This window comes from Aquabacterium sp. (assembly GCF_036279655.1).
Lineage (GTDB): Bacteria > Pseudomonadota > Gammaproteobacteria > Burkholderiales > Burkholderiaceae_C > Aquabacterium.
This window is the reverse complement of sequence record NZ_DASUIT010000106.1, coordinates 1-11,827: the sequence shown is the minus strand read 5'-3', so window position 1 is coordinate 11,827 and position 11,827 is coordinate 1. Positions and strand designations below refer to the sequence as shown.

Here is an 11,827-nt window from a genome sequence, read left to right as displayed (position 1 = left end):
TCGAGCGTGAAGCTCACGAACATCGAGATCAGCACCGCCACCACGATGGTCAGACCGAACTCGTGGAAGAACTTGCCGATGGCCCCGCCCATGAAGCCGATGGGCAGGAACACCGCCACGATGGACAAGGTGGTGGCCAGCACGGCCAGGCCGATCTCCCGCGTGCCATCCAGGGCCGACTGCAGCGGGCCCTTGTCCATCTGGATGTGCCGCACGATGTTCTCGCGCACGACGATGGCATCGTCGATCAGCAGGCCCACGCTCAGGCTCATGGCCATCAGCGTGATCATGTTGATGGAAAAGCCCATCACGTACATGAAGAAGAAGGTGCCGATGATGGAGATCGGCAGCGTCAGCCCCGTGATCACCGTGGAGCGCCAGGAGTTCAGGAACAGAAAGACGATGCCCACCGTGAGCAGGGCGCCTTCGATCAGCGTCTGGCGCACGCCCTTGACGGCCACCTGAATGGGGCGGCTGTTGTCGCGCACCATCTGCAGCGTCATGCCTGCGGGCAGCTCCTGCTGGATGCCGTCGATGGCCGCCTGCAGCCCCTGCACGACCTCGATGGTGTTCTCGCCCTGGGCCTTGAGCACCTCCAGCACCAGGCTGCGCTGACCGTTGATCAGGGCCAGGCTCTCGACCTCTTGCGGGCCGTCGATGACCTCGGCCACCTGACCCAGGCGGATGTTCTGGCCCTGGCGGTTGACGATGATCAGGCGCTTGAAATCCTCGACGGTGCGCAATCGGGCACTGATCTGCAGCACGCGGTCGCGCTCGCGTGTGCGCACGCTGCCGGCCGGCTGGTCCTGGTTCTCATTGCGCACGGCGGTGAGCACCTGATCCGGGCTGATGCCCAGGGCATCCAGGGCCTGTGGGCGCAGGTAGATGTTGATCTCGCGCTTGGTGGCGCCCACCAGGGTGACTGACCCCACGCCGCGCACGTTTTCCAGGCGTTTGCGCAGCACCTGGTCGGCATAGGTTGACAAGGTCACGCCGGACACCTGCCCATCGGGCGAGGTCAGCGCCAGCGAGACGATGGGGCGGCTGGCCGGATCAAAGCGCAGCACCCTGGCCTCTTCGACCTCATCGCGCAGCGCAGGGCGCAGGATGGCGATTTTTTCGCGCACATCCTCGGCCGCGCGGCGGCTGTCGGCGTCCAGATTGAACTGCACGATTACCACCGAGCTGCCCTCGTAAGAGCGCGAGTAGATCTGGTTGACCCCGGCGATGGTGTTGACCGCCTCTTCGACCTTGCGCGTGACCTCGGACTCGACGATGGTGGGCGAGGCGCCGGGGTAATCCATCTGCACCGCCACCGTGGGGAAGTCGATGTCGGGGTATTGATCGACCTTGAGCTGGCGGTAGGAATACAGACCCAGCACGACCAGGGCGGCCATCATCATGGTGGCCAGCACCGGGTTGCCGATCGAGAGGCGGGTGAACCACATGTTCGGGAGGCCTCGGGCTCAGCGCGGTGACACGATGAGCGTGCCCTCGCGCAGCAGACCCAGGGATTCGCGCAGCACGCGTTCCCCGGCCGTCAGGCCCTGGGTCACAGCCACCATGGGCGTGTCGGGCGAGCGCGCCAGCACCCCCTCGGCGCCCAGTTGCACGCGCTGGTGCACCACCTTGCCCTGGCGAACGATCTGCACGAAAGCCCCTGAGGTGCCTTGGCGCACGGCCGAACGCGGCAAGACCACGCTGTCCACACGGCCCAAGTCCAGGTGCCCACGCGCAAACAGACCCTGGCGCAAGGCCGGGTGGGGGGCCACGGTGAGGTAGACCATGACGGCGCGGGTGCCCGGCTCGGCGCTGGGGTTGATGCGTGCCACGGTGGCAGTGATGGGGGTGGCCGACAGGCCCTCCACGCTCAGGGTGCCCGGCGTGCCCACGTGCACCTGGGCCACGTCCTGGGCCTGAAGGGCGGCTTCGAGCTCCAGTCGCGACAGGTCCACCACCTCGACCACGCGGGCATCGGGCGACACACGCTCGCCGGCCTGCACGAACTGCTGAGACACCAGACCCGAGATGGGGCTGTGCAGTTGCGTGTCCGCCAGGGCCTTGCGGGCCACGGCGGTGGCCGCCTCGGCAGCCTGCAGATTGGCGCGCGCGGCGGCGGCGTTGGACACCGAGGTGTCCAACGCGTTCCTGGAGATGAAGCCCTGGGCGACCAGGGCCTGGTTGTTGTCCAGTGCGCGCTGGGCGATCTGCCACTGGGCCTGGGCGGAGGCCACCTGCTGGCGGGCCTGCTCCAGCCGGCTCTGGTAGTCCTGGGCGTCGATGCGTCCTATCAACTGACCTTGACGCACGGCATCGCCCTCACGCACGGTCAGGCTTTGCAGCTCGCCACTCACGCGGGCCTTGATGAGCACGCTGTTGACCGCGCGGATGCTGCCTGAGAGTTCAATGGTGCGGATCAGAGGCGCGCGCTCGGCCACGACCCAGTCGGCCGCCGTGACGTCCAGTTGACCCCGCTGGGTGGACTGTGCGGTCTGGGTGATGCTGGCCTGTTCGGCCTTGCGGTGGAGGATGGCGCGGGCGATGCCGCCCACCAGCAGCAGCCCGACCAGACCCGCCACCGCCCAGCGCGTGGCGGGCTTCATGGGGTGCCTTTCGATGGGGTGCCCGGGGGCATCTGCAGGCCGTGCAGCAGCAATTGGATCTGGGTCTGCATGAAGGTCTCGGGCTCCAGCGGGAAAGGGTTGTCGGGGCAGTTCCCGACGCAATGCTCATACAGCGCCAGGAACTGGGCCGTCGCGGCCAGGGCGTGCACCACAGCGGTCACATCCATCTGGCGGAACTCCTGGCGATCGATGCCACGCTGAACGGCCCGGCCCAGCAGGACATGGCTGGGCACGATCACTTCCTCGACATAGAACTTGGCCAGCTCGGGGATGTTGCCCACTTCGGCCACCACCAGCTTGAAGATGCCCGAGGCCTTGGAGGCGCCGATGCGGGTCCACCAGGTGTGGGCCAACTGGTTCAGCAGGTCGGCGGTGGAGTCTTCCCAGCGGTCCACGATCTCGCTGCCCTCGGCGATGACCAGGCCCAGGGCATCGCGCACCACGGCCTTGAACAGCTCTTCCTTGCTGGCGTAGTACAGGTACAACGTTCCCTTGGAGACGCCCGCCAGCCGGGCCACGTCGTCCATGCGTGTGGCGGCCAGGCCTTTGGTCACGAATTGCGACAGGGCGGCCTCCAGCAACTCCTGGGGGCGGGCTGCCTTGCGGCGTTGCCGCTGGGGCGCATGAGGGGCGTCGGCTGAACTGTCCGCCGGGGCGTTGGGCATGGAAAAGCGTTAATGACTCACGAGTCAGTAATGTTGGCATGCCGTGGCGGCCAGGGTCAAGCTGCTGAACCCGTAATATGGAGCGCCATGAGCAAACCCACCCCCCAGACCCGCGAGGCTTTCGCCCACCTGAGCACCATCACCACCCGGTGGATGGACAACGACATCTACGGCCACGTCAACAACGTGACCTACTACAGCTACTTCGACACGGCGGTCAACCGCTACCTGATCGAAGCCGGCGTGCTCGACATCCACGCCGGCGCCGTGATCGGCCTGGTCATCGAGACGCACTGCAACTACTTTGCGTCTCTGGGGTTTCCCAAGAACGTCGAGGCCGGCATCCGGGTGGCGCACATTGGCCGCAGCAGCGTGCGCTATGAGATCGGCCTGTTCGAGGAGGGGCAGGAGAGCTCGGCCGCCATCGGGCACTTCGTCCACGTGTATGTGGACCGCGAGAACCGTCGCCCGGTGGCCGCTTTGCCCGATGACTTCCTGCAGGCCCTGCGGCGCCTGCAGATGCCTTCATGACACTGTGAGCCCCCGACCATGACCCATCCAGCCTCGTCACCTCGCATCGACCCCCCTGTCACCGCCGAGAGCGTGGCGGCGGTGGACCATGCCATCACCTCGCGGCGCTCGATGCGCCGCTTCCTGCCCACCGAGGTGCCGCGCGATGTCATCGAGGACATCCTGCGCGTGGCCGCGCGTGCGCCCTCAGGCACCAATGCCCAGCCCTGGGAGGTGCATGTGCTCACCGGCGCCAGCCGCCAGGGCCTGGTCGACAAGGTCTTGAGTGCCGCTGCGGGCACCGACACCAGCCAGCGCTACACCGAGCAGTACGACTACTACCCCAAGGAGTGGATCGCGCCCTTCATCGACCGGCGGCGCAAGGTGGGCTGGGATCTCTACGGCCTGCTGGGCATTGAGAAAAGCAACCGCATGGGCATGCAGATGCAGCAGGCCCGCAACTTCATGTACTTCGATGCGCCGGTGGGCCTGGTCTTCACCATGCATCCCATCATGGGCCGGGGCAGCCTGCTGGATTACGGCATGTTCCTGCAGAACATCATGGTGGCGGCGCGCGCCCGTGGCCTGGACACCTGCCCGCAGGCCGCCTGGAACAGCTTCCACAGCGTCATCCTGGGCCACCTGGGCCTGGATCCGACGCAGCACATGATGGTCGCGAGCATGGCCCTGGGTCATGCCGACCCCGGCGCGATCGAGAACACGCTGCTGACCGAGCGTGAGAGTGTGAGCACTTTCACTCGCTTTTACGGGTAAACCCGAGACACCTTCGTCCTTCATATCAGACTACGATCATTGTCTGAATTCACCGCTGCTAGCTTTTCTGGAGGTTTCCCATGAGCCTGATGGGCCAAATGATGCATATGCCCCTGCTGATCTCCTCGCTGCTGACGCACGCTGCGCGTCACAACGGCGACACCGAGATCGTGTCCAAGCGTGTCGAGGGCGATATGCACCGCACCAACTGGGCGGAAGTGGACGTCCGTTCGCGCAAGCTGGCGCAAGCCTTGAAGCGCCTGGGTTGTGAGCCGGGCGACCGCATCGGCACCCTGGCCTGGAACGGCTATCGCCACCTGGAGATCTATTACGCCGTGTCCGGCTCCCAACTGGTCTGCCACACGATCAACCCCCGTCTGTTCCCCCAGCAGGTGGCCTGGATCGCCAACGATGCCCAGGACAAGGTCATCTTCGTCGACATCAACATCTTCCCTCTGGTTGAAAAGCTGGCTCCGTCGCTGCCTGCGCTCAAGCATGTGGTGCTGATGGCCGGCCGCGAGAGCATGCCTCGCGAGACCGCGCTGACCAATCTGCTGTGCTACGAAGACCTGATCGACGCGGAAGACGGACAGTACGAGTGGCCCAGCTTCGACGAGAACACCGCCGCCAGCCTGTGCTACACCTCGGGCACGACCGGCAACCCCAAGGGTGCCCTGTATTCCCACCGCTCCTCGGTGCTGCATGCGTACGCTGCAGCTTTGCCTGACGCCATGAACGTGTCGGCCCGCGATGTGGTGCTGCCCGTGGTGCCCATGTTCCACGTCAACGCCTGGGGTCTGCCGTACTCGGCCGCCCTGATCGGCGCCAAGCTGGTCTTCCCGGGCCATCACCTGGATGGCGCCTCGCTGTACAACCTGTTCGAGCAAGAGGGCGTGACCTTCAGCGCCGGTGTGCCCACCATCTGGCTGGGCCTGCTCAACCACGTCAAGAGCAACAACCTCAAGTTCAGCACCTTCAAGAGCACCGTGATCGGTGGCGCGGCCTGCCCGCCCGCCATGATCCGCACCTTCGAGAACGACTACGGTGTCGAAGTGGTTCACGCCTGGGGCATGACCGAGTTGTCGCCCCTGGGCACGCTGGGCCGCCTCAAGACCAAGCATGCGAACATGACGAAGGAAGAGCGCCAGAAGGTCCTGGAAAAGCAGGGCAAGTCGGTGTTCGGCGTCGACATGCGCATCGTCGATGCCGATGGCAAGGTGCTGCCCTGGGATGGCAAGACCTCGGGCGACCTCGAAGTGCGTGGTCACTGGGTGATCGACAGCTACTTCAACATCGACAAGTCGCCGTTGCACGATGGCTGGTTCCCCACGGGTGACGTGGCCACCATCGACGAAGACGGCTACATGCAGATCACCGACCGCTCCAAGGACGTCATCAAGTCCGGTGGCGAGTGGATCAGCTCCATCGACCTGGAAAACGTGCTGATGGCCCACCCGGCCGTGCACGAGGCGGCGGCCATTGCGGCCTTCCACCCCAAGTGGGACGAGCGTCCGCTCATCGTCGTGGTCAAGAAGCCCGGCGCCGAGGTGACCAAGGAAGAGCTGATCGCCTTCTACAAGGGCAAGATCCCGACCTGGCAGACCCCCGATGACGTGGTGTTCGTGGACGAGATTCCTCACACCGCCACCGGCAAGATCTACAAGCTCAAGCTGCGTGAGCAGTTCAAGGATCACAAGCTGCCCACGGCTTGATGGGTTGAATCAAAAAGGCGCCTTGGGCGCCTTTTTTTTGCCCCGCTGGCGCCTTGTGCCGGAGGGTAGACAAAACGTTGCATTTTTAATGCAATCGTTTGCTTTGAAGACCGTCAAAACCCGGGTATTCCCCGGGTTGCCCCCTTGATTAGGGGGGGTAACCTAGTGAAGTTCCGATCCATTTTGTTGAGGAGAAAAGATGCACTTCACCCGTCGTTCCCTGGCCGTTCTCGTGGCCGCTACCCTGTCCACGGCAGCCTTTGCCCAGAAGGGCGAAACCGTCAAGGTGGCCTGGATCGACCCGCTGTCGGGTCTGATGGCCAGCGTGGGCCAGAACCAGGTCAAGAGCTTCCAGTTCGCGGCCGAGAAGGTCAATGCCTCCAACCCGGCGGGCGTCAAGTTCCAGATCATCCCCATCGACAACAAGCTCAGCCCCGCTGAAACCCTCAATGCCCTGAAGTCCGCGGCCGACCAGGGCGTGCGCTATGTGGTGCAGGGCCTGGGCTCGGGTGCCGGTCTGGCCCTGCTGGACGGCGTCAACAAGTACAACGAGCGCAACCCCGGCAAGGAGCTCATCTATGTGAACTACGCCGCGGTGGACCCCGACATGACCAACAGCAAGTGCAGCTACTGGCACTTCCGTCTGGACGCCGACACCTCCATGAAGATGGAGGCCATGACCACCTTCATCAAGGAGCAGGCCGACGTCAAGAAGGTCTACCTGATCAACCAGAACTACGCTCACGGTCACCAGGTGTCCAAGTACGCCAAGGAAAACCTCAAGCGCAAGCGCCCTGACATCCAGGTCGTGGGTGATGACCTGCACCCCCTGGCCCAGGTGCGTGACTTCTCCCCCTACATTGCCAAGATCAAGGCGTCGGGTGCCGATACCGTGATCACCGGCAACTGGGGTTCTGACCTGGCCCTGCTGGTCAAGGCCGCAGGGGATGCAGGTCTGACGGCCAAGATCTTCACCTACTACGCCAACTTCGGTGGCACGCCTACCGCGCTGGGCAAGGGTGCCAACGGCCGTGTCTATCAGATCGGTTATGGACACTACAACCTGGGCGGTCTCAATGGCCAACTGGTCAACGAGTTCAAGAAGCGCTTCAACGACGACTTCTACTCGGCGGCCACGTACTCCGGCCTGGTGATGCTGTCCAACGCCATGGCTGCCGCCAAGTCGACGGACCCAGTCAAGGTGGCCAAGGCCATGGAGGGCATCAAGTTCAAGACCTTCAATGGCGAAGTCGAGATGCGCAAGACCGATCACCAGTTGCAGCAGCCGCTGTTCATGACCCGCTGGGCTCCGGTCGATGCCAAGAACCCGTATGACGTCGAAGGCACCGGCATGACCTTCGTGCCGGTCAAGGCCTATGACGCCTATGTGTCGAGCACACCGACCTCGTGCCAGATGAAGCGTCCTTCCTGACGCTTCATGGGTCAGGGGCCAGACAGGCCCTGACCCGACCTGGCGCCTGGCTGGGTCAACTCTTTCGGGTCGGTCGTGTGGCGCAGCGACCTGAGCCCCAGCTGGTGCGCCCCCCCGCCTGCGGTCACCGCGGCGGGGGACCCTCTCTCGCCGCAGCCGGGTTCGGCTGGCCAGGGTGGGGTAAGGCTGCGTCACAGGCGCTCTCCATGGAAACCTTTGTTGTCTTCTTCCTGAACGGTCTCAGCTACGGGCTGCTGCTGTTCATGCTCAGCTCCGGGCTGACACTGATCTTCAGCATGATGGGCGTGCTCAATTTCGCGCACGCCAGCTTCTACATGCTGGGGGCTTACTTCGCGTACAAGCTCACGGGCATCGTCGGTTTTGCCGCCGCGCTGGTGCTGGCCCCCTTGCTGGTCGGTGCCCTGGGTGCCGCTTTTGAGCGCTACAGCCTGCGGCGTGTGCATGCCTACGGCCATGTGCCCGAGCTGCTCATCACCTTCGGCCTGTCCTATCTGATCGAGCAGATGGTGCGCTTGTACTTCGGCAACTCCACGGTCGACTACCGTGTGCCCGAGGCCCTCAGCGGCACCTTGTTCACCGTGGCGAACATCGCCGGCCAAGGCTTGACGATGATGGGTGGCGCCGCGGATCCCGTGCTGTGTGCACCCGATACCGGCAACAGTTGCACCCAGTTTCCGGCCTATCGCGGGTTCATGGCCCTGGTGGCCCTGTTCATGCTGGGCTCGCTGTGGTTGCTGCTCACGCGCACCCGTGTCGGCCTGATCATCCAGGCCGCGCTCACCCACCCCGAAATGGCCCAGGCCCTGGGGCACAACGTGCCGCGCGTCATGATGGGCGTGTTCGGTGGCGGCTGCGCTCTGGCGGGTCTGGCTGGGGTCATCGGCGGCAATGCCTTTGTGACCGAGCCCAATATGGCGGCGTCGGTCGGGGCCATCATCTTCGTGGTGGTGGTGGTCGGGGGTATGGGCTCGCTGGCCGGTGCCTTCCTGGCGTCCTTGCTGATCGGTCTGATCCAGACCTTCGCCGTGATCGTCGATGTCTCGGTGGCCACCGTGATGGAGTCCATGGGCAACCCCGTGTCCTTCGAGCACTGGGCCTACCCGCTGCTCAAGATCACCGTCGCCCAGATGGCGCCCATCCTGCCTTATCTGCTCCTCGTTCTCATGCTCATCCTGCGACCCAAAGGTCTGCTGGGCACCCGTGAGGAGTGATCGCCATGTCAAAAAGCACTTATTCCTTCAAGCCCATCAACCTGGGCCGCTGGGTGATCTGGACCCTGTTTGCCCTGATCCTGATCGCCGCGCCCCACCTGTTCACCAGCAGCCTGGCCCTGACCATGCTGTCCAAGATGGGCATCGCCATCATCGTCTGCCTGTCCTACAACATGCTGCTGGGGCAGGGCGGCATGCTCAGCTTCGGGCATGCGGTGTACTCGGGCATGGGCGCCTTTGGCGCCATCCATGCCCTGGTCAAGGTGTCTGACGGGGCCTGGAACATCCCCGTCAGCCTGATCCCCTTCGTGGGCGGGGCCACCGGTCTGGTGGTGGCGGCCGTGCTGGGGTCGGTCACCACCAAGAAGTCCGGCACCATCTTTGCCATGATCACCATGGGCATCGGGGCGCTGGTGTTCTCGATGTCGCTGATGCTGCCCGAGTTCTTCGGCGGTGAGGGCGGCATCTCGGGCAACCGGGTGATCGGCGAGCCGGTCATGGGCATCACCTTCGGCCCGCAGATCCAGGTCTACTACCTGATCGCCTTGTACTGCTTTGTCTGCACGGTGGCCATGTTCGCCTTCACGCGCACCCCGCTGGGCCGCATGCTCAACGCCGTGCGTGACAACCCCGAGCGCGTCGAGTTCATCGGCTATGACACCCAGCGTGTGCGCTACATCGCCTTCATGATCGCGGGCTTCTTTGCCGGCATCGGCGGTGGCCTGCATGCCCTCAACGACGAACTGGTCACGGCCGAGGTCGTGGGCCCGGAGTACTCCGGCCTGTACCTGCTGTTCACCTTCCTGGGCGGGGCGCTGTTCTTCTTCGGCCCGATCGTGGGTGCCGTGCTGCTGGTCTTTGCCACCGTGCTGCTGCACGAGATGACCAAGGCCTGGCTGCTCTACCTGGGCGTGATCTTCCTGATGATGGTCATGTATGCCCCCGGTGGTGTGGCCAGCCTCATCCTCATGAACCTGCGTGTGGCGTCTTTTGGCTTCCTGCGCAAGTTGTGGACCTCGTATCTGGCGCTGGCCGGCACGGCCCTGGTCGTGTTGCTGGGGGTGTCGGTGATGGTCGAGATGGTCTATCACATCAAGCTCAACGAGGTGCTGGGCCCCCTCATGACCTACCAGGGGGTGGAGCTTGACACCCACGGTGTGGACGCCTGGGTGGGATCGATCTTCATCACCCTGACGGGCGTCGGCCTGTTCGAAGTGGCGCGCCGCAAGTTCGTGGCGCAGTGGAGCCAGATCCAGGAAGACATCGAGGCGGAAATCCGTCGTCGCGAATCCCTTTGAGTGCCAAGTCATGAGCCAGTCGAATTCATCTGCCCAAGGGATCGCCCTGGAGTTGCGCGATGTGCGCAAGTCCTTCGGCAAGACCGAAATCATCCGCGGTGCGAACCTGTCGGTCAAAGAGGGCGAGCGCGTGGCGCTCATCGGCCCCAATGGCGCGGGCAAGTCCACCTTGTTCAACCTGATCAGCGGGCGCATGCCGCCGTCCAGCGGCGAGATCCTGCTGCATGGCCAGCGCATCGATCACCACAAGCCCTATGACATCAATCGCCGTGGGCTGGCGCGCAGCTTTCAGGTCTCCAACCTGTTCCCGCGCCTGAGCGTGTTCGAGAACATCCGCTGCGCCGTGCTGTGGTCCATGGGCGAGGGCTACTCATTCTGGCGCTTCCTGGCCCAATGCGAAGAGGTCAACCAGCGTACCGAGCAGGTGCTGGAGATGATCCGCCTGGAGCGTCGCCGTGACACCCAGGTGTCCTCGCTGACCTATGCCGAGCAGCGAGCCCTGGAGATCGGTGTGACCATCGCCGGTGGCGGCAATGTCGTCCTGCTGGACGAGCCCACGGCCGGCATGAGCAAGTCCGAGACGGCTCGCTTCGTCAACCTGATCCGCGAGGTCACCGTGGGCAAGACCCTGCTGACCGTGGAACACGACATGGGGGTGGTGTTCGGCCTGGCCGACCGCATCGCCGTGCTGGTCTATGGCGAGGTCATTGCCTTCGACACCCCCGAGAACGTTCGGGCCAACGAGCGCGTCAAGGAGGCCTACCTGGGTTCGACCCTGGCCGACCAACAAGCCGCCGAGGCCGGAGTCTGAGCATGCTGTCCATCAAGAACCTTCATGCCTTCTACGGCAAGAGCCATGTGCTGCATGGCGTGAACATGGAAGTGCGCCAGGGCGAGATCGTGGCCCTGCTGGGCCGCAATGGCTCGGGGCGCTCCACCTCCATCAAGGCCGTCATGGGCCTGGTCGATGGCCACGGATCGGTCAAATGGAACGATCAGGAACTGCTGGGTCACAAGACCTACGACATCGCCCGCCATGGCCTGGGCTATGTGCCCGAGAGCCGCGACGTCTTTCCCAAGCTGACGGTGGAGCAGAACCTGCTGCTGGGTGTGCAGTCCGGCAAGAAGACCAAGCGCTGGAGCCTGGACGACATGTACCAGATGTTCCCCCGGCTCAAGGAGCGCCAGCACACCGAGGCGGGCGTGCTCTCCGGCGGCGAGCAGCAGATGCTGACCCTGTGCCGCACCCTGATGGGTGACCCCGACCTGATCATGATCGACGAACCCACCGAGGGCCTGGCGCCCAAGATCGTCGAGCTGGTGGCCGAGTACCTCAAGGAACTCAAGCGCCGCGGGCTGGCCGTGCTGCTGGTGGAGCAAAAGCTCACCATCGCACTGGACATCTCCCAGCGCTGCTATGTCATGGGCCACGGCCAGGTGGTGTTCCAGGGCACACCGGACGAGTTGCGCGCCAATGACAATGTGCGTAAGGAATGGCTGGAAGTCTGATGGATGGCCCGCCGGCACTGGCGGGCTGAGGATGTGGTGGATGTGAGATGACCCCTTCCGCCTGGCGGTAT

The 11,827-nt window shown here is 64.2% G+C and carries 11 protein-coding genes; 8 read left to right on the top strand and 3 right to left on the bottom strand.

Annotated elements, in window-relative coordinates:
- The 3 genes from VFW84_RS12265 to VFW84_RS12255 form a co-directional block, all read right to left on the bottom strand.
- Positions 1–1,448: efflux RND transporter permease subunit (locus VFW84_RS12265; RefSeq protein WP_329680744.1), on the bottom strand; the 1,448-nt coding region annotated here is incomplete at its 3' end.
- 18 nt (positions 1,449–1,466) lie between these two features.
- Positions 1,467–2,603 carry an efflux RND transporter periplasmic adaptor subunit gene (locus tag VFW84_RS12260; RefSeq protein WP_329680743.1) on the bottom strand — a complete coding sequence of 379 codons (1,137 nt, stop codon included), beginning with the start codon at positions 2,601–2,603 and terminating at the stop codon, positions 1,467–1,469.
- Entirely contained in the window at positions 2,600–3,289 is a 690-nt protein-coding gene (locus VFW84_RS12255) for a TetR/AcrR family transcriptional regulator (protein WP_329680742.1), read from the bottom strand. Before VFW84_RS12255 ends, VFW84_RS12260 begins: the two co-directional genes overlap by 4 nt.
- Before the next feature lie 87 nt (positions 3,290–3,376).
- Here VFW84_RS12255 and VFW84_RS12250 point away from each other — a divergent pair, with 87 nt between their 5' ends.
- From VFW84_RS12250 to VFW84_RS12215, 8 genes are all read left to right on the top strand, one after another.
- The gene (locus VFW84_RS12250) at positions 3,377–3,820 is read left to right on the top strand and encodes a thioesterase family protein (RefSeq protein WP_329680741.1); all 444 of its coding nucleotides are present in this window, start codon (positions 3,377–3,379) and stop codon (positions 3,818–3,820) included.
- Between the two features lie 18 nt (positions 3,821–3,838).
- The gene (locus VFW84_RS12245; RefSeq protein WP_329680740.1) at positions 3,839–4,573 is read left to right on the top strand and encodes a nitroreductase; all 735 of its coding nucleotides are present in this window, start codon (positions 3,839–3,841) and stop codon (positions 4,571–4,573) included.
- Between the two features lie 80 nt (positions 4,574–4,653).
- Positions 4,654–6,285 carry a 3-(methylthio)propionyl-CoA ligase gene (locus VFW84_RS12240; RefSeq protein ID WP_329680739.1) on the top strand — a complete coding sequence of 544 codons (1,632 nt, stop codon included), beginning with the start codon at positions 4,654–4,656 and terminating at the stop codon, positions 6,283–6,285.
- Positions 6,286–6,484: 199 nt separating this feature from the next.
- Positions 6,485–7,717, top strand: coding sequence for a branched-chain amino acid ABC transporter substrate-binding protein (locus VFW84_RS12235; protein WP_329680738.1), 1,233 nt, complete (start codon positions 6,485–6,487; stop codon positions 7,715–7,717).
- Between the two features lie 206 nt (positions 7,718–7,923).
- Positions 7,924–8,949, top strand: coding sequence for a branched-chain amino acid ABC transporter permease (locus tag VFW84_RS12230; protein WP_329680737.1), 1,026 nt, complete (start codon positions 7,924–7,926; stop codon positions 8,947–8,949).
- A gap of 5 nt (positions 8,950–8,954) precedes the next feature.
- Positions 8,955–10,247, top strand: a complete 1,293-nt coding sequence (locus VFW84_RS12225; RefSeq protein ID WP_329680736.1) for a branched-chain amino acid ABC transporter permease — start codon at positions 8,955–8,957, stop codon at positions 10,245–10,247.
- A gap of 10 nt (positions 10,248–10,257) precedes the next feature.
- Entirely contained in the window at positions 10,258–11,058 is an 801-nt protein-coding gene (locus VFW84_RS12220; protein WP_329680735.1) for an ABC transporter ATP-binding protein, read from the top strand.
- 2 nt (positions 11,059–11,060) lie between these two features.
- Positions 11,061–11,756, top strand: coding sequence for an ABC transporter ATP-binding protein (locus VFW84_RS12215; protein ID WP_329680734.1), 696 nt, complete (start codon positions 11,061–11,063; stop codon positions 11,754–11,756).
- Positions 11,757–11,827: the final 71 nt, after the last annotated feature.